24 protein-coding genes and 2 pseudogenes are annotated in these 24,901 nt (G+C 63.7%); 13 read left to right on the top strand and 13 right to left on the bottom strand.

The window, feature by feature from the left end; translation table 11 throughout:
- Positions 1-501 precede the first annotated feature (501 nt).
- From AAC979_RS21930 to AAC979_RS21915, 4 genes are all read left to right on the top strand, one after another.
- The gene (locus AAC979_RS21930; protein ID WP_371349238.1) at positions 502-1,308 is read left to right on the top strand and encodes a hypothetical protein; all 807 of its coding nucleotides are present in this window, start codon (positions 502-504) and stop codon (positions 1,306-1,308) included.
- 507 nt (positions 1,309-1,815) lie between these two features.
- Complete coding sequence (locus AAC979_RS21925; protein ID WP_371349237.1) at positions 1,816-2,742, top strand: restriction endonuclease; 927 nt, start codon at positions 1,816-1,818, stop codon at positions 2,740-2,742.
- Positions 2,739-3,329 carry a restriction endonuclease gene (locus tag AAC979_RS21920; RefSeq protein WP_371349236.1) on the top strand — a complete coding sequence of 197 codons (591 nt, stop codon included), beginning with the start codon at positions 2,739-2,741 and terminating at the stop codon, positions 3,327-3,329. The genes AAC979_RS21925 and AAC979_RS21920 overlap by 4 nt, the downstream gene beginning before the upstream one ends.
- A 234-nt stretch (positions 3,330-3,563) precedes the next feature.
- Complete coding sequence (locus AAC979_RS21915) at positions 3,564-5,090, top strand: hypothetical protein (RefSeq protein WP_371349235.1); 1,527 nt, start codon at positions 3,564-3,566, stop codon at positions 5,088-5,090.
- Between the two features lie 149 nt (positions 5,091-5,239).
- Here the strand turns inward: AAC979_RS21915 and AAC979_RS21910 are convergent, their stop codons facing one another.
- The 5 genes from AAC979_RS21910 to AAC979_RS21890 form a co-directional block, all read right to left on the bottom strand.
- Entirely contained in the window at positions 5,240-5,965 is a 726-nt protein-coding gene (locus tag AAC979_RS21910; RefSeq protein ID WP_371349234.1) for an SMC-Scp complex subunit ScpB, read from the bottom strand.
- A gap of 2 nt (positions 5,966-5,967) precedes the next feature.
- Positions 5,968-6,918 carry a DUF1403 family protein gene (locus AAC979_RS21905; RefSeq protein ID WP_371349233.1) on the bottom strand — a complete coding sequence of 317 codons (951 nt, stop codon included), beginning with the start codon at positions 6,916-6,918 and terminating at the stop codon, positions 5,968-5,970.
- A gap of 600 nt (positions 6,919-7,518) precedes the next feature.
- Positions 7,519-8,496 carry a TniQ family protein gene (locus AAC979_RS21900; RefSeq protein WP_371349232.1) on the bottom strand — a complete coding sequence of 326 codons (978 nt, stop codon included), beginning with the start codon at positions 8,494-8,496 and terminating at the stop codon, positions 7,519-7,521.
- 3 nt (positions 8,497-8,499) lie between these two features.
- A complete protein-coding gene (locus AAC979_RS21895) occupies positions 8,500-9,378 on the bottom strand; it encodes a TniB family NTP-binding protein (RefSeq protein ID WP_371349231.1) in 879 nt (292 codons plus the stop codon).
- Positions 9,375-10,973, bottom strand: a complete 1,599-nt coding sequence (locus AAC979_RS21890; RefSeq protein ID WP_371349230.1) for a Mu transposase C-terminal domain-containing protein — start codon at positions 10,971-10,973, stop codon at positions 9,375-9,377. The genes AAC979_RS21895 and AAC979_RS21890 overlap by 4 nt, the downstream gene beginning before the upstream one ends.
- 482 nt (positions 10,974-11,455) lie before the next feature.
- Here AAC979_RS21890 and AAC979_RS21885 point away from each other — a divergent pair.
- Positions 11,456-11,734: pseudogene (locus AAC979_RS21885) on the top strand (recombinase family protein); the annotation flags it as partial.
- Positions 11,735-11,793: 59 nt separating this feature from the next.
- Here AAC979_RS21885 and AAC979_RS21880 read toward each other — a convergent pair.
- Positions 11,794-12,929 (bottom strand): IS3 family transposase gene (locus AAC979_RS21880; protein WP_371345425.1). Its coding sequence is split into 2 segments (ribosomal slippage): positions 11,794-12,674 and positions 12,674-12,929, totalling 1,137 coding nucleotides; the frame shifts between segments, so codons are not numbered across the junction.
- Here AAC979_RS21880 and AAC979_RS21875 point away from each other — a divergent pair.
- A complete protein-coding gene (locus AAC979_RS21875) occupies positions 12,902-13,654 on the top strand; it encodes a recombinase family protein (protein ID WP_371349229.1) in 753 nt (250 codons plus the stop codon). The two genes, AAC979_RS21880 and AAC979_RS21875, sit on opposite strands and share 28 nt — an antisense overlap.
- A gap of 44 nt (positions 13,655-13,698) precedes the next feature.
- On the opposite strand, the pseudogene AAC979_RS21870 reads toward AAC979_RS21875, so the two are convergent.
- Positions 13,699-14,286 (bottom strand): annotated as a pseudogene (locus tag AAC979_RS21870) (tetratricopeptide repeat protein); the annotation flags it as partial.
- 75 nt (positions 14,287-14,361) lie between these two features.
- Positions 14,362-15,473 (bottom strand): IS3 family transposase gene (locus AAC979_RS21865; protein ID WP_371346076.1). Its coding sequence is split into 2 segments (ribosomal slippage): positions 14,362-15,218 and positions 15,218-15,473, totalling 1,113 coding nucleotides; the frame shifts between segments, so codons are not numbered across the junction.
- 189 nt (positions 15,474-15,662) lie between these two features.
- On the opposite strand from AAC979_RS21865, the gene AAC979_RS21860 reads away from it, so the two are divergent.
- Genes AAC979_RS21860 through AAC979_RS21850 form a run of 3 tightly spaced genes read left to right on the top strand, consistent with a single transcriptional unit; the run spans position 15,663 to position 17,406 of the window.
- Positions 15,663-15,917: a type II toxin-antitoxin system Phd/YefM family antitoxin gene (locus AAC979_RS21860; protein ID WP_244451106.1), complete on the top strand. Its 255-nt coding sequence runs from the start codon at positions 15,663-15,665 to the stop codon at positions 15,915-15,917.
- Positions 15,917-16,324 (top strand): type II toxin-antitoxin system VapC family toxin, encoded by a 408-nt coding sequence (locus tag AAC979_RS21855; protein ID WP_244451107.1) that lies wholly within the window; start codon positions 15,917-15,919, stop codon positions 16,322-16,324. The genes AAC979_RS21860 and AAC979_RS21855 overlap by 1 nt, the downstream gene beginning before the upstream one ends.
- Positions 16,321-17,406 (top strand): site-specific integrase, encoded by a 1,086-nt coding sequence (locus AAC979_RS21850; RefSeq protein WP_244451108.1) that lies wholly within the window; start codon positions 16,321-16,323, stop codon positions 17,404-17,406. Before AAC979_RS21855 ends, AAC979_RS21850 begins: the two co-directional genes overlap by 4 nt.
- Positions 17,407-17,487: 81 nt before the next feature.
- Here AAC979_RS21850 and AAC979_RS21845 read toward each other — a convergent pair whose 3' ends face one another.
- From AAC979_RS21845 to repA, 5 genes are all read right to left on the bottom strand, one after another.
- Complete coding sequence (locus tag AAC979_RS21845; RefSeq protein WP_244451109.1) at positions 17,488-18,183, bottom strand: nucleotidyl transferase AbiEii/AbiGii toxin family protein; 696 nt, start codon at positions 18,181-18,183, stop codon at positions 17,488-17,490.
- The gene (locus AAC979_RS21840; RefSeq protein ID WP_244451110.1) at positions 18,183-18,446 is read right to left on the bottom strand and encodes a hypothetical protein; all 264 of its coding nucleotides are present in this window, start codon (positions 18,444-18,446) and stop codon (positions 18,183-18,185) included. The genes AAC979_RS21845 and AAC979_RS21840 overlap by 1 nt, the downstream gene beginning before the upstream one ends.
- Before the next feature lie 64 nt (positions 18,447-18,510).
- Positions 18,511-19,827: a plasmid replication protein RepC gene (repC, locus tag AAC979_RS21835; protein WP_244451111.1), complete on the bottom strand. Its 1,317-nt coding sequence runs from the start codon at positions 19,825-19,827 to the stop codon at positions 18,511-18,513.
- Between the two features lie 164 nt (positions 19,828-19,991).
- Complete coding sequence (repB, locus tag AAC979_RS21830; protein WP_244451112.1) at positions 19,992-20,987, bottom strand: plasmid partitioning protein RepB; 996 nt, start codon at positions 20,985-20,987, stop codon at positions 19,992-19,994.
- A gap of 72 nt (positions 20,988-21,059) precedes the next feature.
- Positions 21,060-22,247, bottom strand: a complete 1,188-nt coding sequence (repA, locus tag AAC979_RS21825) for a plasmid partitioning protein RepA (RefSeq protein WP_244450948.1) — start codon at positions 22,245-22,247, stop codon at positions 21,060-21,062.
- Between the two features lie 384 nt (positions 22,248-22,631).
- Between repA and traI the strand changes: the two genes are divergently transcribed.
- From traI to AAC979_RS21805, 4 genes are read left to right on the top strand one after another with little or no spacing between them, the layout of a single operon-like run.
- Positions 22,632-23,255: an acyl-homoserine-lactone synthase TraI gene (traI, locus tag AAC979_RS21820; protein WP_244450949.1), complete on the top strand. Its 624-nt coding sequence runs from the start codon at positions 22,632-22,634 to the stop codon at positions 23,253-23,255.
- A 15-nt stretch (positions 23,256-23,270) separates the two neighbouring features.
- Positions 23,271-24,239 carry a P-type conjugative transfer ATPase TrbB gene (gene trbB / locus AAC979_RS21815; RefSeq protein ID WP_244450950.1) on the top strand — a complete coding sequence of 323 codons (969 nt, stop codon included), beginning with the start codon at positions 23,271-23,273 and terminating at the stop codon, positions 24,237-24,239.
- Positions 24,229-24,600, top strand: coding sequence for a TrbC/VirB2 family protein (locus AAC979_RS21810; protein WP_244450951.1), 372 nt, complete (start codon positions 24,229-24,231; stop codon positions 24,598-24,600). The genes trbB and AAC979_RS21810 overlap by 11 nt, the downstream gene beginning before the upstream one ends.
- Positions 24,593-24,892 carry a conjugal transfer protein TrbD gene (locus AAC979_RS21805; RefSeq protein ID WP_244450952.1) on the top strand — a complete coding sequence of 100 codons (300 nt, stop codon included), beginning with the start codon at positions 24,593-24,595 and terminating at the stop codon, positions 24,890-24,892. Before AAC979_RS21810 ends, AAC979_RS21805 begins: the two co-directional genes overlap by 8 nt.
- Positions 24,893-24,901: the final 9 nt, after the last annotated feature.

Genomic DNA, 24,901 nt, shown 5'->3' with positions numbered 1-24,901 from the left:
CAGTTGGGCTGGGGCGAGGCCTCCGGGCAGACGCGCCCGGGGCTGCGGCTTTCGGTTTTCCCGAAGGTTCCGGCATCGAGGGCGCCCCGTCGTGGATCTCCATACTCCCCTCCCTCGATGTCCTCATGCGCACGACGTGAAGCGGCTACGGGGTGAGACTAGCGGTCATGGACACGTCGGCCTTCGGCACCTTCGACACTAGGCAGTGATGTCAGCGCCGGCATCACGCAATCCATCGCAACCGGCGGGACCGGCTACATGCTGCCGACTGGCCCAGCTCGCGGCATATGGCGATACGGGCGGGCGCCTGTGGATCTTGTTCAAAGGAGCCTTGTGGCAACCCGATAGCGGAGGTATTTTGAATTGTGCCTATCCATAGGCCTGCACACCCGCCCGAGCGAAGCCGTATTTCGGCAATGGAACGTGGAATTTGGCTCCGCTTCTCTTGATCGGACCTTGCGTGTTTGGCGGGTGACTTCGCAGGGCAATGGATCGAAGAAGATGGGCTACGATATCAATAGCCAGTTCCCGAAGACTGTCTCCGGTCTGAAGAGGAAGGCGAGAAGAATCAGTCGGCGTGAGAACATTCCTTATCACGACGCCCTCGACTGGGCAGCGCGCCAGAGCGGTGCACTCAGTTATCAGTACTTCCTCCGACTATACAGTTCCGATCAATCAGTGATTCCTCTGCGGCACGAGATCATTCTCGAGCAAGACTGGGGGGAGTCGCAGCTGGGTACGACCCAAAGGGTGGCGCTTCGGCTTCCGCTATCGCGATCGGTCGACGATCTTCCCTGTCGCGGAATTGGCCGCTTGCCAAGAATCCGGATTCGTCGCCGGAAGGGAAATCGCTTCCTTATCGAAGCATCTAACTTCAGTCAGGAAGAATTTGCACGGTCAGACCTCACCCGGGTTGCACGGACAATCCAGTTCGTCGATGCGACCGGACTGGTACCCGCCAATTCGCGAAGTTGGCGCCGTGCCCCGACCCCGCGTTACAGGGGCATGGATCACCAGTCGGCATGGATGAACCCGGAGACTGGAAAACCCATTCATATCGATGAGCCGTACATCAATCCGCCTGGTTGGTTTGCTGGAACCTTTGACGAGTGCGGCCAGCCTTGGTGCCAGACGAACGATTATGAATGGCGCCGCCCAAAATGGGCGGGCATGTATTTCCCGGAAGACTGGTGCGATTTCATTTTGATGTCGCACAAGACTTTAGGTGAGCCATTGGATTCGGTCGTTCGGAAGCTGGAAGCTTATCATCCAGCGGTGCTTGAGTGGACAGCTGATTTCATCACATAGGCAATTGGGGCAGGAGGTCTTGGATCCGCCATTCGCCCGAATTAAGGCTGGCGGAATGCCCATTCCGGTCGAGAAGAACCCCATCTCTTTTGGGTGGGGTTCTTCTTATGTCGGCGCATGATACATGCCAAGAAGCATGACCTTCTCGTACAACGAGCGGGCCCTTGAGGCCCTAAACAGTGCGCTGCGAACCAGGCCCGATGGCACACCGGCGATCACGCCGCGCCGAAATGGGCGTCCCCTAAATATTGTAGTTGGTATGCTCCAGCGGTATGGAGGCCCAGAACCCTATCAATGTTCGTCCCCGTAACGCGGCTGACATCCCGCTCTAGAAATCCGGCTCGTGCTTCGCCGTCGGCGTCCGCTCACACCCCTCTTCTGCGGGGTATGAGCCGATGCCGCGAAGGACACGCAGACGTCTTGCCGGGGATGGCGCAAGTTGCATCCATGCAGCCATGTGATTCTCAACCAAGCTGCGGGTGAGAATACGGATTGAGACGGACAGGCATGACCGAGACCAAGCCAGAGCCCCGCTTTCGAACCTGCTTCGTTTCCGGGCCCGCTGGCCAGGCGACAGAAGCCATCGCCAACATGCTCACGGGATTCGGGGTCGCCGTTCTCTCGGCCAATGCCATTTCCCTCGGCGCATCGCTCACCGATGAGATTCTGCGAGGCATCGCGAGTGCCGACTTCATCGTCGTTGTCTTGACACACCAGGAGGCCGAGAACGCCATCTTCGAGCTCGGCGTCGCGCGCGGCATGAATAAGCCGGCGCTTGTGTTCACGTTCGGAAGGACGCCCCCTTCCGACCTCCATGGCATCATCTACCGGTCGCTCGATAGCCTCGATCGCCTTCCGGACGTGGCGGCTGACATTGCCCGCTTCCTCCGGAATGCCAAGTCGCCGCCGCCGTTGAGTGACGAACCACCCCTGGCGCACAGGAGGAAACTCGGCTGGGCGCGCGATGAACTGCGAGCGTTACGGGACCCCGGTTCACCGCACCGCTACGAGGAATTCGAGAGCCTCATCGGCCGTGTTCTTGAGGCGTCGGGCGCTGATGTGGAGCGGGCCGGACAGCCAGGAGCCGACCGCGGCGTCGACTTTGTCGTATGGCTCAACGACGTCGCCTACGCGCTGGGCGGCCCAATCCTCGTTGAATGCAAGGTACTTCGGGGCGGCTCGGGAAGCGTCATCAAGAACGCGGAGTTCTATGTCGGCAAGCTCAGCAAATTACTGGCAAAAAGCGATGCGAGCCTGGGCCTTCTCGTCTTCGACCACGATCGGTCGGCGTCGCCTCCAACCTCGTTCGCGACCCCAGACGTCATCGCGATATCCGTCGACGACGTGATCAACGGCCTCGAAGCGGGGACGTTCGAACAGGACATACTCCAGCGTCGGCGCCGCGCGGCGTTCGTCGGCGGAGCACGCGAATGACCCTCGATCCGGATTGGATCGCCAGCGAACTGGCCGCGATCCGCGCCTCTTCCGACCCGATGGTGAAGGGCCCGCGGCTCGAAGCGCTCATCCGGGATATCTTCCTGTCGGTTCCGGGCCTCGATCTTGAGGATCAGGACGTCGAGAGCGCCTACGGGACCGAGGAGATTGACCTCTATTTCTGGAACCACCGCGAACGGACGGGCCTGCACTTCATGGACTGCCCTCTGCTCGTGGAGTGCAAGGCCTGGTCGAAGCCCGCCTCCGGACGGGATCTTCGGTATTTTGCAACCACGCTGAAGGACAAGGGGCGATCGAGCGGCATCTTTATCGCGCTGGAAGGGCTGACGGGAGACCCTGCGAGGAAGTCCGCCGGTTTCTTTCATGTCGCGACCGCGATGGCGGCCGGCCAAACCGTGCTGGTGGTCACGGGCGAGGACCTCGCGAAGCTGACTTCCGGGGTAGACCTCATTCGGTTGTTGCGCCGGCGGCTGACGGATCAGGTCCGGGACCAGGTCTTGGCGGTCGATGTGCAGCCCCGCAACCCCCGGGTCGCCCGCAAACCGACAGCTGCCGTTTCGCGTTGAGGCGGGAGCGAGCGCTCACGCAGGCCAAGGAAGTGCTTGTGACCCCTAAACTTGTCAGGGGGTGTGACAGAGGGTAAGAATCGGCTCTGTTGCGTCATGCGTATGTGCTTGAAAAGACATCGATTTATTTTCTCGCCGACAAGCCGCGAAAACGACGCCCGCGAAAAGAGAACCTGTTATAAATAGAGCAGTGTGACAAACCTTCTCTCGCCACGTGCTGAATCCCTGACAAGCGTGCTGCGCAAGGTCGGGCCGTCCCTGAGCACCGAGCTGGTTGAGCGGCTCGTCGCAGAGGGTGTCTCCGCCGACGCGGCGCGTCAACGCATTGCGCGCGGCGCGCGAGATTTCGACGTCGTGAAGCTTGCCGGCGTGCGATTCCAGCACAATGCGCGTTTTCTCTACCTCGGCGACCAGTTCGGCGATGCCCCATTTTGGCTTGCCGTCGAGCGCGCGTTCCAGCGCGGCGGGGCCGCCTATTGGGCAGCAGTCACGGGCATGAAAGCTCGCGGCGGGCGTGTCCGCCTTATCGACTTTCCGGGCGTGTGCGGCGCGCCTGCCTCTCGCAAAGGGCAATACCCACCTCGCCATCTTCTCGATCGGCTCATCGCCATCCAGCTCCTCGAGATCGAGGAAATCGGCGAAGAGACCTATGTGAAGTTCCGGCCGCATGTCTATCAGTGCGATACGCCTGAAGTCCTGCGCGCTCGCATGCTTGCCGAATCCGTCGCGCTCGAAGGCGTGCGTGACTGGATGAGGAAGCTGGGCTTCACGAGCTATCAGCAGACCCGGATTCGCGGCGAAGACCCGGCGCCCGAGGTCTCCTCGATCGCCTGGGACCTCTCTGGGCCGTCTTACATCCGTCCTTTGGCCAGGGCCGGCGAAGTAGGGCTCAAGCCGGGTTTCGTTGTCGCTGACATCAATCTACGCGGCCTCCTGGACGCGTCCGCCGTCGCGGCGATGGTGCGCAAGCACGACATGGCCTCCGCCTTGCCGACATTCCCGCCAATTATGCCTTTCCTAGTCGCAGAGGCCTTCACCGCGGACGGCCACAGCCTCGCCAAGCAAAAGGGAATGCTGCCGACGACAACGGCGCAGTTGCTCGGCGATATCATCGCCCGGGCCCTCCATGAGTTAGTCGACATGCTGACCAACCTCGGAGCGACAGTCGCCGTCAATCCGGAGCACTTGGACAAGGTGCTCCGCGAGCTGACCCGGATAGAAGGCGCCGCCGACAACCTCCGCGGCGCCCTCTTCGAACTCGCCGTGGCCTATCTGGTCAAAGAGGTCGACGGCGGCTTCGTGAAGGCCGGTGTACAGGTCAAGGACCCTCTGACCCGGCGCGCGGCCGACATCGATGTCCTGCTAGATCGGCCGGACGGAAAATCGGTCCTGGCGATTGAATGCAAGGCGAAGGTGCCGGGCAACATGGTGACCCTCGATCAGGTCAGAAGATGGCGAGAGGATCGGGTGCCTGTAATCTACGAAGCGCTCTCGGCTGCCGGCCGCTACGCGGGCCGCTCATTTTCCTTCGAGTTCTGGAGCAATGGCCGCTTCCGCCCCGACGCGGCCGCGTGGCTCGCGGATCAGGCCGCCGATCCGAGGTTTGAGATCGTATGGAGAGATGGCGACGCTGTGCGCGCCTATCTTGGGCTGGCGAAATCGGGCGCGATCACCAAGATCATGAACGAACACTACTTCCGCCATCCTCTGGCGTCGCTGAACAAATCCGCGCCGGTGGCTCCCACGGGCAACCAGCATTAGGGCAGATATTCGCGGAAGCAGCTTCTTGAGGCTTATGTCTCAACGGCCGCCGTGCAGCTCAGCATCGGATCAGCGGCTTGCCGTCGCGACGACGAGGTGATGTTCGCGCACGCTCATGGGGCCGTCTTCGTCGTGATCGTCAACAACGGTCATCCGTTCCCACCTGATCCGTCGTCGAGGTCGTAAGGCTCGTCATCCGTGACGTCGTCTCCGTCCAGGTCCTCCTCGTCTCCCTCGCCCGCCATGAGCCCCAGCGGAATATCATCGGCCAGCAGCGTGTCTTTGCTGAGCAGGCCGGCATCCTCCAGCGCCTCCATGTCGGGCAGGTCGCGCAGCGTGTCGAGGCCGAAATGAGACAGAAACCCCTTCGTCGTGACATAAGTGTATGGCGCGCCCGGCTGCGGGCTGCGCGGGCCGGCGGCGATGAAGCCGAGCGCGCGCAGCTCGGCGATGGTGTCGCGGCTGACCTGCTTGCCGATCATCTCGCCGAGCTCGGCCCGCGTCACCGGCTGGTGGTAGGCGATGCAGGCCAGCACCAGCATCTCGCCCTGGGAGAGCTGCACCGGCGCCGGCGTCGAGCCGAAGGCGGCATGGATCGCCTCGGCGTAGCGCGGCCGCGAACGCAGCTGCCAGCCGCCGGCGACCGAAACCAGGTCGTAGGCGTGACCGCGCAAATTTTCGCGGATGTCGTCGATGACGAGCTCGATGCTGCAGGCGCGGCCGACCACACGGGCGAGCGTCTCGCGCTCGACCGGACCGGGCGCCGCGAAGATCACCGCCTCGACCCGCGCGACCCATTCGCGCCAGCGCAGCTCCGGCGGAAGCTCGGCGAGCTCGGTGTCGAGAACTCCCTCTGCGCGACGCCGGCGTGCCATGGCTACAATCCGTAGAGCCGGAAGCTCGGCCTGCCGCTGAGCTCGCGCACCGCGCCGAGCGTGTGCAGGCGGTCGAACAGCCGTCGCGCCGCCCAGCGCGACAGCGCCGGCGTCGTCAGCGATCCCAACACCGCGTCGTCGTCGAGCAGAAGCCGGATCGCCTCCCCTGCCCCCTTTGTCCGCAGCTTCGGCGTCGCCGCCTCGAGGCGCCGGCCGCGGGCGGCGATCTCGCCGGCGAGCCGGCAGGCCTCCGCCCCGCCCGCCGCGGCCGCGACACAGGCCGCGCGCGCAAACCCCTCCTCTCCCGGCCGCAGGCGCCTCCGGCTTGGGCCGCCGCGCAGCAGCGGCGCATGGATCTGCGTCGCCAGGATCGGCACGGCGAAAGGCCACCGGAAACGCGCGGCGAGCGCCAGATCGGCGCACCACCAGGCCAGCGCCTCGGCCTGAGGACCGCTTGCCGCAACCTCGTCAGCCACAGTCGCGGCGACCAGCGGGGCCGGCCGGCTCGCGCGCGCGTGCTCGGCGACGAACTCGGGGATCGCGGCAAACCTGTCGCTCCAGGCGAGGCCGAGCAGGCCGACGATCGCGCGCAGCCCGTCGCCGTCGATCGCCGGCGAGCGGGAAGCAAGCCGTCGCCACGCCGCCAGGACATTGCCGGCCGGCCCGGGATCGGCGCCGGCGGGGCGCAGGTGCCAGGCGTCGCGCAGCGCCGCCTCGTCCTCGCGATGACCAAGCAGCCGGCCGGTCGCCGCCGCGGCGCGCAGGGCAAGCCGCCGGCGCCAGGCGCCAGCCCAGGTGGGCTCGGCACGCACGAGATTGTCGAGTGAATTCAACGCCGCGCCGGCCAGATAGGCAGCCTCGGCCGGATCCTCGACATGCGCGCGCGGGATCGCCCAGCCGGGCACGGCGGGCGCATCGGAGGCGGCGGGCAGGGTCGAATCGGGCGCGGGCATCGTCCGGAAGGATAGATGCGCTGTGCGGTTTGAGCCAGAAGAAACGCCATGAAGCGCACGCCCTGTCGCCGAATAAAAACGTCCGATAATGTTGCATTATCGGTCGTATTGCTCTTTATAGAGGAGATGATCGATGACGTTGCCCCCTGAAATTGTCAGCAGACCGTGTCAGCAGACCGGAATTCGTGAGACTCGGCCGCCGTCGAGCCGTTTTTTGAAGCGGTTTTCGTGAGACAGCCTGCCAGATCCAGAGCTGGGCGCGTTGCTAACAGACTGAAATCGTTGGTTTCCAGACGCCTTTCCCAGCCAGAGGCGCGCCTTGTTACGCAGTCTCACGATTTCCGGTTTGGATGGACATTGTCTCGGGAATACCGCCCCGATCAGCGCGGAAGCCCGGCCAAGCGCGGCTCGCACATCTTGAAGACAGCCTGCTGTTCGGTGGACGTCGCCGGATGCGGACGCAGACCCCATTCCATCGACCTCGTCAGGAGGCCGCTGAGGCCGATCGAACGGGTTGGGCGAGGCAAGGGTCGGAAAACGGCTAGTGGCCGCCTGCGGGCTTCTGAGCGGCCTTGGCGGGCCTCCAGCTTTTTTGGGGGATCAGGAGAGCGCTTGAACCCGTTGATGGCTGAAACGGGCACCTGTCACCGCTCTTCCGGCCTCCCCGCTGTGCCTGGTGCAGGGAGCGGCACGTCCGACAGCGTAGCGGATTGCCGCCGGCCATCCGTCGATCAGCGCCATTACCTTCTTTCGGCCGAACTCGTCGGAAACCTCCAGGACACGAACGATCGCGCCGATCGGATTCTTCAGAACCCGGGCAACGCCGATGGCAAGCGCGTACCGCTCCGCCCGTGGCGCACTCGGCAGATCGGCGATGGTTGAAGACAGACGCTGATCGCTGATCGGCACCGCAGTCCTGAATTCCGGCACCACGACACTCAGAACCGGGCGCCGGCAGGGTCGCGACAGAACGGAAGGATCGCGCTGATGCGGGATCGGCAAGTGCGCGAGTTCCCACGGTTCCGGAGGCGACGATTTCCGAGACGGCAAAAGCAGCAGCGACAGCACCGAGCCGACAGGAATCGCGGCAATCTCCCTCTCCATTGCCCATTGAAGCAGGACTTCCGCACCCCGACGGCCTGATGCTTCATCGCCGAGCGCGCTGACGCCGCTCATTTCGCCGCCGAATAGTGGCTCACGGTGCCGATCGCACCAGAACGCAAAGGCAAACGACCAGCCTCTCAGACGCTGCGGTCGTTGCGTGCCGCGCGAGCAGGCCGGGCAAATCTCTCTGGAGCTGGGTCGAAGCAGGCTGCGATAGCGCGGCGGTGCGCCACGGAAGGTCATGGCGAACAGACGTTCGGCCGAACTGTTCGTCGCGACTGCGATGCGCTCCATGTCGGCCTGCACAGGCTCGAACTCAAGCTGCAATGCCGGACGAACGCAACCAATATGCGCTTGCAGCTCGTCCAGGGACACCAGATAGACGTCGGCGATCCGCTCCAGCCAGGAACTCAGCCGCTCGTCTCGAAAGGGCGGCGGCACGATCGGCAGCGGCGCCCTCCCCTCCCCCGTCACGGTTTAGGCCGCGGCGAAGGTCGCCGGCGCGGCGACACGATGATCGAGGATCGCAGTCGGCGTGATCCGCTCGGTTCCCGAGAGGATGGCATCCGTGGCGAGCTCGATCACCATCCGGAAGATCGATGCCGTGATGCCGCCATTGGCTTCGACAAGCCGCTTGAGCGCGCTGTCCGTCATCTCGGACGGCAGGCGCAGCGGCAAGGAGTAGAGGAGACCGCCGATCAGGCCATGGAAGTCGGCATCGTGCCGCCACGGCGGCAAGCCGTACGGCTCAAAGCGGCTGTTGAGGTGGGCATCGCCCCGGATCGCATCACGCGCCTCGTGCGAGCCAAGGCAGATCAGGGGAATCCGCAGTTCGTTACCGAGGAAGCGCAGCAGATTGAGCATTCGGCGCTGTTCCCGGTAGGTGCCCGCAATCAGATTCTGAACCTCGTCAATGATCAGCATGCGTGGCGCGGTTTCCTGAAGCAGCCGCAGCGCCTGCGTTTCGAGCTGTCCGAGTGTGGCACGGGTTGGCGGCGGCGCGCCAATCACCGACAGAAGGCGATGATAAAACCGCCCCTCATCCGGGGAGGGGACCATCTGCACGACGATGACAGGCCGGTGATGGATTCCGCTGCGCTCATCGAACCGAGGCGGATGAGCGCGCACGAACTTCTCGATAATCATCGTCTTGCCCATGCCCGAGGCGCCGAAGATCAGCAGGTTGGGCATGCGGGCGCGCTTGGGAAACAACAGCAGCTCTTCGAGCTTGTCGAGCGCCTGGCGGGCACGCGGATAGTCGATCCATCGATCCACCCGGATGTGCTCGATGCGCTCCCGCGCGGGCAGATCGGCATAGGCCTGAACGGCGGGATCGAGATGCGGATAAGCCGTCATTCCCATACCTCCACCGGGAAATGCGGCAAGGCGATCACCGGCTCGTCCGCCGGCGCGCTTGCCGGAAGCGCTGGCCTTGCCTGCAGATGAGCGCGCCGCGCGCGCAGCCTGCGGGCTTGTGTGGTGTCCCGGGTTGCCTGTTCGACCAGGGCACGCTGCGCAGCGATCGTCTGGAAGATCGTTTCCTCATCGATCTCCCGGCGGCCGCGCGCCCGCTGCACGCGCAGCGCCGCCTTCTGCTCCCACAGCGTGATGGCCGGGCGTCCAGGGTTGCGCGTGGGCGCCATCAGATAGTTCCCACCCAGCTTGACGAAGACCCGATGCAGATCCCGCGGATCGTACTTGACGAGAACCTTGTCGCTGCTCCGGCCGATCCAGGGGGCAAAGCCGTCCGACCAGTAGCAGATGTTGTTGATGTGGATGCCGGTTCGCCGCAGTACACGCGGCTCAAATGGTAGAAAGTCGATCAGGAAGGCGAGCGGATCGCGCACCTGCCGCGGAGGGCGCCCGGATATGGCCTCGTGCCAGGCCGCACCGGGCGGCCGGCCGATACCGCGGTGCAGATCGGAATGGTAGGCGATGATTTCCAGCGCCAGCCAGGCCTCGAGCTCGCGCATGGTCATCACGGCGCGCGCCTCGGGATCATAGTCGCCGCGGTCCAGCACATTGGAAAAATGCGTGCCGGGCAGCAGATGGACCGCCCCCATCATCGTGCCGATCAGGCGCTCGACGTGCCCCCCGAAACGCGGTGTTCCCGGCGGACGGTAGGAGATGGCAATATTGTGGTCGTCGCAGCCCCTCTTGAAGGCGCGCGCGTGGAATTCAGCGCCGTTATCGACATGAATGCACTCGGGCAGGCCGCTCGTCGGCCAATCCAGCGAAATCCCCCGACCCTGCAGCCAGCGGGTCTTGTCGATGATCACGTGCGTCAAGCAAAGCGCCACCGACGTCACCGACGGCGCCTCCAGAGACAGGTAAAAGCCCAGCACCATCCGGGTACAGACATCGATCGCGATGGTGAGGATCGGTCGACCGATCGGCTGCCTCTCGATCGGGTCGACCACCGTCACGTCGACCTTCGTATGATCGATCTGGACGATCTGCAGCGGATGCTGCGCTGAAAGCTCGCCGGGTAGTGCCAGGAACTGCGCGTCGGCCCGGGCCTTGCCCTCGCGACGGCGCGTCATAGCTTCCGTATCGAACGTCGCAAGGTATCCTTTCAGGCGTCTGATTGAGGGCGGCGCCAACTCGCTCACCCGGCAATCGGCCGAGATTCGCTTCCACAGGCGCGTCAACGTGGGCTTCTCGGGTGTGGCGTAGAATGTCGTGATGTTGCGGTCGACGATCGCCTTCAGGGCAGGATCAAAGGCGTCGATTCCGGCACGCCGCCCTGGCTTTCGACTAATGAGCGCAGTGGCGCGCTCCTCCGTCCGGTACCGCTTTAGCCACCGTAATAAGGTCGCGCGACTGACGGCAAGCTCCGCCATAGCGTCCGCGACATCAGCTGCACTCGGGCGTTGTGGCATCCGTCGTAGAACATCTGCATACCTGAGCGCGTTCTGCCATTCCTGTTCGTCGAGCTGGTCGCGTTCCATGCCTATTCACGCGGATGGTCGATCAATCTAGTCTCACCATAACTGAATCGCGTGACGGTTCCGTCTCAGCAGATCCGACTCGGTCTCACAAATTCTGAATCGGCTAACCCATTGAAAATAAGCGATCGCCAGTCTCATGAAAAACCGTCGGCTGACATGGGTGGAGTCCTCGCCCTAATTGGGCGGACCGCTCCGCCAAGATCGGCGGATTTCCGGCGCCGCTTTAGCCGCGAGGGACACCCGCTAGGCGGAAAGTCAGCCTCACAGCGCCAGGCAACCTCCAAATCCGTTGAAATCGCCTGTTTTCCGCTCAGAGCGCCACAGGCGGCCGTTTTGGTCCTTTCTGGCACTCGAACCCATCTACGGTGACCGATAGGCCTCCCCGGCCCTCTGGCGCGGTCGATAAAACACGCCTGCAAAGGTTCGTTTGCTCAAATCTGTATTGATTGTACAAAGGCCCTATAATCGCCCCTGGAAGCACCATGGCCCGCCCCGCCTTCTCCCCTCCCCGGCCGGCTCGCCGCCTGATCGGCTATGCCCGGGTCTCGACCGACGAGCAGGCGACCGATGCCCAGGTCGACGAGCTGCGCGCGGCCGGCTGCCAGATCATCCACCAGGAGCACGGCTCCGGGGCCTCGCGGGCCCGGCCGGTGCTGGCCAAGCTGATGCGCGAGATCCGCGCCGGCGACGTCCTGGTGGTGGTGCGGCTCGACCGCCTCGCCCGCTCGGTCAGCCACCTACTCGTGGTGATCGAGGAGCTGAGGTGGTCCCCATTCGCCGGACATTTTGGCGGCTTCGCTAAGCTTGGTTCTGGTGTGTGTCACGCCGCCTTGTTGATGCCGTCGCAGGCCATGTGGACCTCCTCCGGCGTTCTGCCGCCGAGAGCCGAGTGGGGCCTCGTGCGGTTGTAGTAGGTGATCCATCGGCCGATCCCGGCGCGGGCCTCGGACCCGGTCTCGAAGGCGTTGAGGTAGATGCACTCGTATTTCAGGGACCGCCAGAGGCGCTCGATGAACACGTTGTCCATCCACCGGCCGCGGCCATCCATGGAGATCCGCACGCCAGCGTCCAGCAGCACCTTTGCGAAGCGCGGGCTGGTGAACTGGCTTCCCTGGTCGGTGTTGAAGATGCTCGGCCGCCCGAACCGGGACAAGGCCTCCTCCAGTGCCTCGATGCAGAAGTCGGCCTCCATGGTGTTGGAGAGCCGCCAGGAGAGAACCCTGCGGCTGTGCCAGTCCATGATGGCGACCAGATACAGGAATCCGCGCCGCATCGGGATGTAAGTGATGTCGGCGCACCAGACCTGGTCGGGCTCCTCGATCGCCATGGTGCGCAAGAGATAGGGGAAGATGCGGTGCTGCGGGTGGCGCACCGTGGTCTTCGGCCGCTGGTAGATGGTGGCCAGCCCCATGCGGGCCATGAGGCGCCGCACACGCTTGCGCCCAACCTCGTGCCCCTGCCGGCGCAGATGGCGCACCATTTGCCGCGAGCCGTACCACGGCGTCTCGAGAAACTGGCCGTCGATCGCCCGCATAATGGCAAGAGTCTCGGGGCTTTCGATCCGCGGCCCGCCGTAGAAAGCCGACCGGCTGATGCCGACCAGGGCGCACTGGCGCGTGATCGGTAGTCGGGGGTGATCCGGTTCGATCATGTCGCGTTTTGCCCCCACGCTCATCGCCCGGAGGCCCGACGCAAAAAATCCCGTTCCACCACCAGTTGGCCGATCTTGGCATGGAGCTGGTCGATCTCGCTCTCGCGGGCGGCGTCGGCCGCTTCCGCCTTGCCGGAGAACACTGCGGCCATCCCCTCGATGGCCTGCTTCTTCCAAGCGTTGATCATGGTCTGGTGGAGACCATGCTTCGCCGCCAACTGGGCCACCGTCTGTTCCCCGCGCAGTGCCTCCAGGGCCACCTTCGCCTTGAAATCCGATGAATATCGCTTCCTCTTCCCGGTCATCGGGCTCGTCCTTCCGTCAGGCCGAACCAAGCTTAACTCCCTGTCCGGATTTCGGGGACCACCTCAAGCTGGAGGAACGTCAGGCCCACTTCCGCTCGCTGCGCGACCCGATCGACACCTCGACGCCGCAGGGCATGTTCTCGCTGCAGGTGCTCGGGGCCGTCGCCCAGCTTGAGCGTGCTCTGATCGCCGAACGCACCAAGGCCGGCATGCGAGCGGCCAAGGCGCGGGGCAAGATCGCCGGCAATCCCGGCCTGCGCGAGCGTCGGCCGGAAGCCATCCGCGCCGCCTCGGCGGCACGTCAGCGTGTCTATGTGGGCGATCTGATCGCCTCGGCCTCGGTCTGGCTGCCGATCGTGCGGCGCCTGCGTCCGCAGCACAGCTGGGACGACGTGGTGCGGGTACTAAACAATCGCGGCCAGAGCTGGACCATCGAAAAGCTGCGGCGCGCCGTGCATCGACTCGTGCAGGAGAGGATGGCGGAGGCGGAGCTGCTTCGGCGCTCACCGCGGCGCCCGCCCGAGGATCGGCTGATGACGCTCGTCGCCGGCATCGCCATCGCCGACCCGGATCTCAGCTTGCGCGACATCGCCGCCCAGCTTGAGCGGATGCGCGAGCGGACGCCGCGTGGCGGGCGGCAATGGGCGGCCTCCTCGGTCAAGTCCCTGTTGGACCAAGCGCTCCGGCTGGGGCTCGTGGTGCCACAGCCGCGCGATGATGCCTGAGATTGTGCGGGGTCCGCTACGCAGCAACGAGGAAACGAAAATCGTTAGGCGCCGGCGCTCATGGCAACGCGGCCCGGTTTCATGTCGGTGGCAATAGGACCCGATCTGGTGAACTGAATCAGGAAGTTCATCTCTGACCCGACCGTGAGATTGAGCCAATCATCGGGAGACGCCTGGTCCTGCCGACCATAGATGTCCTTTGGGTAGGCTGATGATCTCACGAAGAGATAATTCAACTCCTGCTTTCTCACGATACCGCTATATCGGCCGAGGAGTTTCGAAATGGGAGAGTCCCGCCGGGGAATTGCCGACCTCCAATCGGCTGGCGCCCGTTTATCCACCTCGGCAAAAATCTCCGCAGCCTCGGCGGCCGATCCTATCAGGAACAGAAACTGTGCATGGAGGTGCCGGGAGTCGAAATTGTGATCACCCTTGCTGTAGCTGCGGGCCAGATGCCCCCCGATTAGATTGCGATCGCCCCCGCCGGCGAGAAGAAATTTGGCCATTTCGAGGTGCAGTTGCTTATCGTCCGGGAGCCGCTCCAAAGCTGTCGTGTAGATACTTTCTGCCTTATCCTTCTTCCCTCGTGCGACATAGGCATTCGCGAGTCTAATGGCCACACCGGAACCCCTGGCGCCGAGCGCAAAGGCACGTTCTAATGCCCGAAGAGCCTTCTCCGGTTGACGTTGCCCCCTGAATGCCCTCGTTCATAACCAGAATCCGTTCTGGTTGTGGTCCTGCCTGGACCGGGCTGCGAACTCGTTTGGGGTAAGGCCGCCGAGGCTCGTGTGAGGCCGGTGGCCGTTGTAGTCGATCCGCCAAGCTTCGATGATCCGACGTGCCATCGGCAAGCCCTGGAACAGGTGCTCGTTCAGACATTCGTCGCGGAAGCGGCCGTTCAGGCTCTCGACGAAGGCGTTCTGAACCGGCTTGCCGGGAGCGATGTAGTGCCACTCGACACCTGTGTCCTGCTGCCAACGCAGGACCGCGTGCGAGGTCAGTTCGGTGCCGTTGTCGCTGACGACCATGAGCGGCTTGCCACGACGTTGGATGATGGCGTCCAGCTCCCGTACGACCCGGTGGCTCGACAGCGACGTGTCGGCCACGAGCGCCAGGCACTCCCGGGTGAAGTCGTCGACGATCACCAGCACGCGGAACCGGCGTCCGTCCGCGAGCACATCGGAGACGAAGTCCAGGCTCCATCGCTGGTTGGGTGCCTGCGGCAAGGTCATCGGCGCTCGCGTGCCAAGCGCTCGCTTGCGTCCGCCGCGACGGCGCACCGACAGCCGCTCCTCGCGGTAGAGCCTGAAGAGCTTCTTGTGGTTGATCTCCTTGCCCTCTCGCCGAAGCAGGATCAGCAGACGCCGATAGCCGAACCGCCGACGCAAGCTCGCCAGCTCACGAAGGCGCTGGCGGAGCGCGGTATCGTCGCCTCGCGTCGAGGCGTAGCGATAGGTCTTCGGCTCGATGCCGATGAGGCCGCACGCACGCCGCTGCGAGTAGCCCTTCTCCTCGATCGCCCAGGTCACGACCTTCCTCCGGGAACTGGGCGTCAGAAGTTTTTTCCAAGAGCCTCGCGGAGAGTGGCTACGTCGAGCATCGACTCGGCCAGAAGCTTCTTCAGCTTCCGGTTTTCCTCCTCGAGCGCCTTAAGGTTGCGGGCGTCGGACACCTCCATCCCGCCGTACTTCGTGCGCCACGTGTAGAAGGTCGCGTCGCTGATCCCGTGCTTCCGGCAGAGGTCCACGACCGGGATTCCGGCCTGGTGCTCCTTCAGGATCCCGATGATCTGTTCCTCGCTGAACCGGCTCTTGCGCATCGTCCGTCTCCTCTCGACGGATCCTAGCTTCTGAGCGGGGTCATTTCAGGGGGCAACGTCACGGGGAAAAAAGCAGTGCGACACCACCGAATCCGGGCAAAATCGCCCCAGAAGCGCTGGAATTCGCGGCGTTGACCCGTCAGAAATCGCGCCTATATAGCTAGACAGTCTAGCCAGGAGCACGCAGACATGGAATGGCCGCTGCAGGACGCCAAGAACCAGTTCTCCAAGGTGGTGCAGAAAGCCCGCACCGAGGGGCCGCAGATCGTCACCCTGCGCGGCGAGCGTGCCGCCGTCGTGCTCTCGGCCGCCGACTACGACGCGCTGCGCGCCGGCCGGCCGAGCCTGGTCGACGACCTCCTCGCCGGCCCGGCCTGGGACGACGAGCTCGCCGAGGCCGTCAGCACGCGGGCGACCACGCCGAGCCGCGACGTCGCGCTCTGATGTACCTCGTCGACACCAACATCATTTCCGAGGCCCGCCGCGGCGCTCTGCCGGCGCTCGCCTGGCTGCGCGGCGCGGACCCGCTCAGCGTGCATCTCAGCACCCTGACGCTCGGCGAGATCATGCGCGGCATCGCCTTGAAGCAGAGATCCGATCCGAAGACCGCCGGGCACCTCGCCGAGTGGCTGCGCAGGATCCGCAACGATCATGCCGAGCGCATCCTGCCGGTGAGCGATCAGATCTCGGTCGAATGGGGCCGCATCGCCGCGATCCGCCCGCGCGGCGACATCGACGGGCTGATCGCCGCCACGGCGATCGTCCACGACCTGATCCTGGTCACCCGCAATGTGAGAGATTTCGAGGACACCGGCGCATCGATGATCGATCCCTGGGATGTTGAGGCATGACGGCCGAGACTGATCCGGATTTCAGAGAGACAGGTCCGGCCAACTCCCGCTCCCCTGCCCTCCCGGAGCCGGTGAACCCGGGATCCTCTGCCGTGCCGGCACATCTCGAGCCCCTCACCGAACGGGCGCGGGGCTACGTCGAGGCGGCGAGCTCGGCGAACACCCGGCGCGCCTACGCGACCGACTGGAAGCACTTTTCCGGCTGGTGTCGCCGGCAGGGGCTCGAGCTCCTGCCCCCCTCCCCGCAGGTCGTCGGCCTCTACATCACCGCCTGTGCCTCGGGCGCCGCGGTTCCCGGTGGCAAGCCAAACGCGGTCTCGACCATCGAGCGCCGTCTTTCGGCGATCTCCTGGAACTACACCCAGCACGGCACTCCGCTCGACCGCAGCGACCGTCACATCGCCACCGTGCTGGCCGGCATCCGCAACACCCACGCCTCCCCTCCCCGGCAGAAGGAAGCGGTTTTGCCCGAGGACCTCGTCGCCATGCTGGAGATGCTTCACCGCGGCTCGCTGCGCGGCCTGCGCGATCGTGCCATGCTGCTGCTCGGCTTCGCCGGCGGGCTTCGCCGCTCGGAAATCGTCGGGCTCGATGTCGGCCGAGATCAAACCGAGGATGGCAGCGGCTGGGTCGAGATTCTTGACAAGGGCCTGCTCGTTACCCTACGTGGCAAAACCGGCTGGCGTGAGGTGGAAGTCGGCCGCGGCTCGTCGGATGCCACCTGCCCGGTCGTGGCGTTGGAGACTTGGCTCAAGCTGGCGAAGATCGGCCACGGTCCCTTGTTCCGGCGCGTGACCGGCCGGGGCAAGGATGTCGGGCCCGACCGGCTCAATGACCGCGAGGTCGCTCGGCTGGTGAAGCGCACCGCGCTCGCCGCAGGCGTCCGTGGCGACCTCACAGAAGGCGAACGGGAGGAGAAATTCGCTGGCCACTCGTTGCGTGCCGGGCTGGCCTCCTCGGCCCAGGTCGATGAGCGTCATGTGCAGAAGCAGCTTGGCCACGCCTCTGCCGAGATGACCCGACGCTACCAGCGCCGCCGCGACCGCTTCCGGGTCAATCTCACCAAGGCCGCAGGGCTGTAGGCAAGGCCCCTGCCCGATTGCCCGCTTCCCGCGAAGTCAGTTCCGGCAGGAGAAACTGCCTGTAGCGATCACCATCGCGGGTCAGCATGACCGGTACGAAGCGTGCAGGACCTCGTCAAGGAGATCGGTGGCGATTGCAAGGCTGTCCGGGGCCATAGCCTCATAGGCCGGCTTGATCATCAGCTGCGAGATCGTTTTCGCGACGAATTCCGGGTTCAGCGCAGCGAGGCGTTGCCGCGTCGCCCCCACTTGCTCGGGAAAGGCTCGTAACGCAGAGATCACCTCCGGCCGCTGCTCGCGTGACGCGGCAGCAAGATCGAAGATGTCCCGTGCCCTGGCAACGGCGCCCCGGTGGACGATTTTCTTGGCAATGATCTCGGGGATGGTCTCGAGCTGGACGGGCTGCCCCTCGACAACACGTGCCACCACGGGAACAGCTGTCAGTGGCCCCGCAACGATGAAATCGATCTCGCCCAGCTGGTCGAAGGCAAACTTCTGGAATCGCGCTCCATCACCTTCGTAGGCTGCAGGCACGACGCTGAAGCTCAATCCGCTTCTCGATGGATCGAGGAATCCAAGCAATTGCGGATCGTTGATGAACAGGTCGATGTCATGGCTTTCACGATGACCGATCTGGATCATCATCGCCGTGCCACCGCCGAACGACCATTCGAAATCATATCCGCCGGTCGCCACCCTCACCTGATCGATGAGATCGGAAGCAATGGCAAAAAGCCGCTGCCACTCCGAAGGACGACGATTGGCAAGCTCGGTCATCAGGCGGCGAGAGCATAGCTCTCGCCCGACCAGGCCGCGAAATCACTTGCCAGAGCCTTCAGCGACGCAAACGGAATGTGATAAGCGTCCGCGAACTTCAGCTGGTTGGCGAGAGGCACCTCTCCCAGGAAGGCGCTTACCTGGCCGGGATACTGCTTTGCCAGTGTGATATCCGACAGACAATGAGCCAGCTGCGCACCGTCAAGCTGCTCGCCATAGGGTGCGTTCACCGTCGACAGGACCAAGGCCAGATGCGTGCTCATGACCCTTGAAAGATAGTCATTTCGCTCCTTGCGGACAAGTTCATCAAACCGCACTCCTCTGCCTTTATCGCCCCTTCGGCTTCTTCAGGCTTTTCAGCAGCGCTTCCGAGACGTGGAGACCGCCACCCTCGCCGGAATCCGCCGACTGCTGCCGTTCCGTATCGTGCCGGGCCTTCTGCGCATCGAGCTTGGCCCGCAGCAGCGCCATGATCATCGGCCAGGTCGAGAACTTCCCCTCCTTTGCGCGCTCCGTCAGGCTGCGCAGATAGCCGCCGGGTGACCCGATCTGGTCGGCGCGCTGGTAGATCGCGGCCAGCGTGATGGCGGCGTGCTGCTCGCCCAACGCCTCCTGTGCTTCCCGCCAGGCGCTCGGGCTGATCCCCAGCATCGGCCGGACCAGTTCCGCCGCGGCCAGGAAGTCCCGCCAGTGCCGGATTTCGCCGCCCTGCATCAGTTCCAGCACGCCAGGGCAGGCGTCGAGCACGATCCCAAGAGGCAATTCCCGCTTCGGTAGGCTCCGGATGTTGTCGGCTTTCCTGACGCTGCCGTCCGCTTCTTTTTCATTTCGAAGGCTATATTCAGATTCAGTATGAAGGTCTGGATTTGAATTCTGTTTGTGGCGACCAGAATGGGACTCATTGGCGTCCATTTTTTGGGAATCTACAAATGATTCCAGCACCTCACGGATATCCCGCCAGAGCGCCTCAAGCTCCTCGCAGATGCTCTCGACCAGCCGTCGGGGTGCCGAACGTGGTAAACGGCTTATTACCGCCTGGTAGCTCTGCTGGACCTTTCCCCAGTTGCCCGGCACGCGTTCCTCGATGCCGGTGTCGATCATCTTGACGATATCCCGGCGCAGGAGCGTCAGCCGCTCCTTGGCGACGCGGAAGGCCTGCTTCTCGGTCTGCACGGCTTCCGCCATGTCCTTGAACTCGGCAGCGCGCGCGACAATCGGCGAGAGATCGAAGCCGAAGGCCTGCTCGATCTGCCCTCCCCGCCCCTTCCGAGCGTAGCGCTTCCCGTTCGGGCTATCCCGCCGAATGATCAGCCCGCACTCGACGAGCACGCCGAGATGCCGGCGAAGGGTCGTGGGCGGCATGCCGTTGGCACGGGCCATCAGTTGCTCGTTCGACGGCCATACGACGATATCGCTATCTATGGAGAGAGCCGTCTCCTGATGGAACGACAACAGCGCATTCAGGATCGCAAGCGCGCGATCCGTTGCTCCGACGAGATCCCGGGCCTCGCGGATGTGTTGAAAGGTCTGCCACTTATGCACGACGGCGTCCTTCGCCGCCGTGCGTGCCTTCACCTGGCTTGCAATTTGGCCAAGCTTCATGGTTCGCCGCCCAAAGGGCGTCGTCGCAACATACGTCTCCATTTTCCCTTCACCTATCGCTAGGCAAAAGAAGCCGGCTCGCCGAAAACGACGTCTTGACCTGTTGTAGGACTCTTGACTGCGATTCGCGGAAGTGCGATTCTCTAGGTGCTCAATCTAGGAGAAGGGCTTCCGGAACTCGTTTCGGGGGCCTTTTTCTTTTGCGGTTACGGTTCCTCTCTCGGTTGGGTCGAATCCCGCCGGAACGCCTCGTAGAGGCGATCAAGGTTCTCCGACAAATAATCTCCGAATGCTCGCGCTTCCGAACTTTTGGCCTTGATCGCCAGAATGAAGCGTTTCGCATCCGCGGTGATATCAGCCGACACGGAGCCTCCGGTCGGCGACCAACTGCGCTTCTCGGGACCGGCCTGCGCCCGCGTTCGCGACCGAACTGCCTTGAGCCGCTGGACAAGGCGATCGAAGCGCGCATCGCTCGGAAGGGCAGCGAAGCCCTCTTCTTTGATCACCTCAAACGCGACGTCTTGGTTGGATGGCTTGTCCATCAACAGCTTAAACTCGTACCAACGATCACGGCCGACGCCCTTGGCCTCGCCGATCGCTTCAAGAATGCTCGCCGGCAACGCCGCGACCGACAGCATTTTCGACAAGGTGGTGCGATCGATCGAGAGCGCCTTGAGAATTATGGCATTGTCCTCGTCGTAGCGGAGACGGGCGAGGTCGGCAGCAAACAGCGCCCGCTCGATGAACGGTGCGTTCGACCGAGCCGAATTCTCCTGGCCGAGCGTCACGACGTGTTCGCGATCCACCATCTCCTTGACGACGGCCCGAACCTTTCGGCCCAGCGTCTTCGCGACCAGGAGGCGACGATGACCGAACACAGCCATATAGCGGCCGCTCGCCTTGGGATGAGGGCGGACGAGAATAGGGGAGTTCTGGCCGTTTTCGCGGATCGCCTCGAGGAGCTCATTGAACTCCTGCTCGTTGTGCGCTCGCCTATCGCGCACGAATGAGGCGTCGATCGTGTCGGGTTCGAGCTCAACGATCGTCTCGCCCGTGGCAAGCTTGTCGGCGCGCGCCGCCATTTCGTCCAGCGTGCCGAGTATTGAGCGCGACGCGCCCCTTGCCGCATATTCCACGACGGAACGTTCGGCGGGCTGATCCTTGTCAGTCAGTATACTGGCAAAGGGGTTCTTACGAGCCATCGCTCGACCTCACAATATCGTCTATCCGGTTGAAAATACGACGCCTTTTGACTGTTTTGACGGCGGTCAACATCACATCCGCCCCCATGCGCGGTGGATCAGTCCCTGGACTTCGAAATTCACAGCGTCCAAGGCCTCGATCGCGCGGTCGTAAGTGTCGCGACTAAAGCTCTTGCGCTCGACCTCGTAGAGCGTCTGCTTGGTCAAGCCGGCGTCGGAAATCGCCGTTGATTTCAGCATGGGATTCTTGAGCAGTTCCTGGGCCAGGACGGTCTGCATGAAGCCCAGCATTCGGGTCTGAGGCACATCGGTTGGCTCGAACCGGGTGATCAAATAGCGGAGCCAGTCGATCTTCACCGGAGCGCCTTTTTCGCGGATGGATTTGACGAAGTTCCCCAGCATGAGAAGGAACTGACTCATCGACATCAGGTCGAGCATCTGGGGATGGACCGTGACCAGCACGGAGGTCGACGCCGTCAGCGCGGTCAGAGTGAGGAAACCCAATTGTGGGGGGCAGTCGATCACGACGACGTCGAAGCGTTCATCGACCTCCGCGAGCGACCGTCCAAGCCGGCTATAGAACCTTTTACCTTCGTTCGACGTCTGCATCGAGAGGGGAGTGTCGAACTCAAACTCCTGCAGCTCGAGATTGGCCGGAATGATCTCCAGCAAAGGGAAATTCGTCGGCAGGATCACATCCGCGATCGGACGGCGCTTGTCGTCATATCGGATTGCATCATAGAGCGACGGATTCCCGTCCAGCTCCGGCTGAAAGCCATGCAATGCGGAGAGCGACGCCTGCGGGTCGAGGTCGACCACCAGAACACGATGCCCCGTCAGCGCAAGATGCTGCGCCAAATGTGCAGCCGTCGTCGTCTTGCCGGAACCGCCCTTGAAATTGACCACGGCGACGACCTGCAACTTCTCGCCCGGCTTTCGGAAGGGGACATATTTCTTGGCGTCCGAGCGACCGTTCTTGTCGAGATAGTGCCGCAACTCCATCATTTGCTCGGCCGTGTAGAAACGGCGGCCCGCCGCAGCAATGAGCGGCTCCGGTCCCTTTCCTTCGAGATGAAGCCGCTTGAGATTGTTGGGGCTAATCCCAAGGTAGTGTGCAACCTCGGACATCGGGAAGCGCCGCAACGTCTTCTTCGCGTCCGGCGGAAAGTTCTCCAGACGAAGCTGGTCGAGCCTCCGTGAGATCTCGGCGCCTTGGCCAAGGATCTTCTCATCAAATTCGAAAGGTGGAAGCGCACCCATTTCAACTGGCCTCGCGAGGAAAATAGCGCCAGAATGATGTGATCTGGCCAATTTAGCGCCAGTATCCCCGATTCTCCCGGCGTGGCAAGGAGAATAGAGTTAACAGGTCATTAACGCGAGGCGTCGGAGGGCGTCGCGCCTTCATCGGTTTATTCCGTTGAATCAGTTATTTAGCCGGACGCTGGGCGCACGCGCGGCGAGTACTGGCTAGTAAATCTATTAGCCCTGGGAGTTCGATTTTGGACGTTTCTCGCCCTCGATTTCCTCGTTCTCAGCGCGACTCAGCGCAGCTTCCGTCGAGTCGCACTCATAATTTCGCTAGTCGCGGCCATGTGCGCAAACGTGCCTCCTGTCTCCGAACACACTCGAATCGGAGCAATACTGATGCGGGCACTGGCTATTCCTGCCGATACGCATGATGACTTTGCTGATCTCGTCGATTCCATGCATCGACTTCGCGCCCGCGTATTCAAGGATCGATTGGGCTGGGCGGTCGATGTGAAGGATGGTCGCGAGAGAGACCAGTTCGACGGCTTCTCGCCAACCTACATCGTCGCGCTTTCCTCGAGCTCGCAGGTCATCGGCTGCGCGCGGCTGCTGCCGGCGGACGGGCCGACCATGATGGACGTGCTCTTCCCGGACCTGGCGGCCTCCGGCCTGTACAAGCCGAACCCCTTCATGGTCGAGAGTTCCCGCTTTTGCGTCGACACGGCGCTGGACGAGGGCAGGGCAGGGGGGTCGCTGCACGACGCGACGCTCACCATGTTCGCCGCGATCATCGAATGGGCGATGGTGAGCGGCTATCGGGAAATCGTCACGGGTACCGACCTTCGCGTCGAACGCATACTCAGCCGCGCCGGTTGGCCAATGAAGCGGCTAGGGGAGCCGCGAAGGATCGGGGAGACGACCGCCGTCGCCGGGATCCTGCCGGCCGACCGACGCAGCTTCGAGCGCGTCCGGCCCACCTCGTACTTCTCGACGTTCTGCCCGCAGCTGCGCGCGGCCTGAGCCAGGAGGACGGTCATGGCCCAGCTTCGTTCCCATCCGCGCCTGGTCCGCAAACTGCAGGAGGCGCTCGGCGATCAACTCTGCATCGCCCTCGATGACGCCACCGTCGTCGAGATCATGCTCAACCCCGACGGGCGCCTCTTCATTGAGCGCCTCGGCCACGGCGTCGCGCCGGCCGGGCAGATGAACGCCGCCACCGCCGAGATCGTGATCGGGAGCGTCGCGCACGCGCTGCATTCTGAGGCCGACGAGGATCGCCCGATCGTGTCGGGCGAGCTGCCGATCGGCGGCCACCGCTTCGAGGGTCTGCTGCCGCCGGTCGTCGCAGCGCCGGCCTTCACCATCCGGCGGCGGGCATCGCGGCTCATTCCGCTCGACGACTATGTCGCGGCGAAGATCATGACGGAGCATCAGGCCTGCGTGATCCGCAACGCCATAACCTCCCGGATGAACATCGTCATCTCTGGCGGTACCGGCTCGGGCAAGACCACGCTCGCCAATGCGGTCATTGCAGAGGTCGTCGAATCGGCGCCGGACGATCGGATCCTGATCCTGGAGGACACGGCGGAGATCCAGTGTGCGGCGGAGAATGTGGTCGCCCTGCACACCAGCGACGCGATCGACATGGGCCGGCTGCTGAAAAGCACCATGCGTTTGCGCCCCGATCGCATCGTCGTCGGCGAAGTTCGCGACGGCGCCGCGCTCACGTTGTTGAAGGCCTGGAACACCGGCCATCCGGGCGGCGTGACGACAATTCACTCCAACACAGCCGAATCTGCGCTGCGGCGCCTCGAGCAACTCACAGCCGAGGCCAGCCAGCAGCCGATGCACCAAGTCATCGGCGAGGCCGTCGACCTCATCGTCTCGATCGAACGCACGCCGAAGGGCCGCGTCGTCCGCGATGTCCTGCACGTCGAGAGCTTCGTCAATGGCCACTATCGCACCGAGTCCTATTCGCCGAAGGAGGAACGCCATGTCGCGTGAACGTCTGTGCAAGCTTGCACTCGCTGCACTGGCGCTCGCGCTGGTGCTCGCCGAGCCTGCCTTCGCCTCGGGCGGCGGCAGCCTGCCCTGGGAAGGCCCGCTGCAGCAGATCCAGCAGTCGATCACCGGGCCGGTCGCCGGCTTCATCGCTTTGGCCGCGGTCGCTGTAGCCGGTGGCATGCTCATCTTCGGCGGCGAGCTCAACGATTTCGCGCGGCGCCTCATGTATGTCGTGCTCGTCGCCGGCATCCTTCTCGGAGCCACCCAGATCGTTGCGCTGTTCGGCGCGAGCGGCGCCTCGATCGGCGACGTCGCGTCCTCGCCCTTTATCGAGCGGGCAGGGGAGGGCGGTCGTGGCTGAACCGGGATCGAACCTCGACCGCTCGCGCATCCATCGGGCGTTGTCGCGCCCGAACCTTCTCCTCGGCGCCGACCGCGAACTCGTGCTGCTGACCGGCCTCGCTGCGGCGATCCTGATCTTCGTCGTTCTGACGCCCTATTCGGCGCTGTTCGGGGTTGCGATCTGGGTCGTGGTGGTGGCGGCGCTGCGGATGATGGCCAAGGCCGACCCGATGATGCGCCGCGTCTATGCCCGCCACGTCGGCTACCGTCCCTACTACCGCCCGACGTCGACGCCCTGGCGGCGTTTCTGAGGACCGGCC

The organism is Ancylobacter sp. IITR112, assembly GCF_041415945.1.
Lineage (GTDB): Bacteria > Pseudomonadota > Alphaproteobacteria > Rhizobiales > Xanthobacteraceae > Ancylobacter.
Note: the sequence above shows the minus strand (reverse complement) of the source record. Positions and strands in the feature narration are given on the sequence as shown.

Coding starts and splice junctions, on each gene's coding strand:
- AAC979_RS21850 (WP_244451108.1), top strand. CDS start 16,321: ATGACGGCCGAGACTGATCCGGATTTCAGAGAGACAGGTCCGGCCAAC.
- trbB (WP_244450950.1), top strand. CDS start 23,271: ATGGCCCAGCTTCGTTCCCATCCGCGCCTGGTCCGCAAACTGCAGGAG.
- repA (WP_244450948.1), bottom strand. CDS start 22,247: ATGGGTGCGCTTCCACCTTTCGAATTTGATGAGAAGATCCTTGGCCAA.
- AAC979_RS21920 (WP_371349236.1), top strand. CDS start 2,739: ATGACCCTCGATCCGGATTGGATCGCCAGCGAACTGGCCGCGATCCGC.
- AAC979_RS21905 (WP_371349233.1), bottom strand. CDS start 6,918: ATGCCCGCGCCCGATTCGACCCTGCCCGCCGCCTCCGATGCGCCCGCC.
- AAC979_RS21810 (WP_244450951.1), top strand. CDS start 24,229: ATGTCGCGTGAACGTCTGTGCAAGCTTGCACTCGCTGCACTGGCGCTC.
- AAC979_RS21930 (WP_371349238.1), top strand. CDS start 502: ATGGGCTACGATATCAATAGCCAGTTCCCGAAGACTGTCTCCGGTCTG.
- AAC979_RS21855 (WP_244451107.1), top strand. CDS start 15,917: ATGTACCTCGTCGACACCAACATCATTTCCGAGGCCCGCCGCGGCGCT.
- repC (WP_244451111.1), bottom strand. CDS start 19,827: ATGGAGACGTATGTTGCGACGACGCCCTTTGGGCGGCGAACCATGAAG.
- AAC979_RS21890 (WP_371349230.1), bottom strand. CDS start 10,973: ATGGAACGCGACCAGCTCGACGAACAGGAATGGCAGAACGCGCTCAGG.
- AAC979_RS21860 (WP_244451106.1), top strand. CDS start 15,663: ATGGAATGGCCGCTGCAGGACGCCAAGAACCAGTTCTCCAAGGTGGTG.
- AAC979_RS21895 (WP_371349231.1), bottom strand. CDS start 9,378: ATGACGGCTTATCCGCATCTCGATCCCGCCGTTCAGGCCTATGCCGAT.
- AAC979_RS21845 (WP_244451109.1), bottom strand. CDS start 18,183: ATGACCGAGCTTGCCAATCGTCGTCCTTCGGAGTGGCAGCGGCTTTTT.
- traI (WP_244450949.1), top strand. CDS start 22,632: ATGCGGGCACTGGCTATTCCTGCCGATACGCATGATGACTTTGCTGAT.
- AAC979_RS21875 (WP_371349229.1), top strand. CDS start 12,902: ATGAATATCGCTTCCTCTTCCCGGTCATCGGGCTCGTCCTTCCGTCAG.
- AAC979_RS21910 (WP_371349234.1), bottom strand. CDS start 5,965: ATGGCACGCCGGCGTCGCGCAGAGGGAGTTCTCGACACCGAGCTCGCC.
- AAC979_RS21925 (WP_371349237.1), top strand. CDS start 1,816: ATGACCGAGACCAAGCCAGAGCCCCGCTTTCGAACCTGCTTCGTTTCC.
- AAC979_RS21840 (WP_244451110.1), bottom strand. CDS start 18,446: ATGAGCACGCATCTGGCCTTGGTCCTGTCGACGGTGAACGCACCCTAT.
- repB (WP_244451112.1), bottom strand. CDS start 20,987: ATGGCTCGTAAGAACCCCTTTGCCAGTATACTGACTGACAAGGATCAG.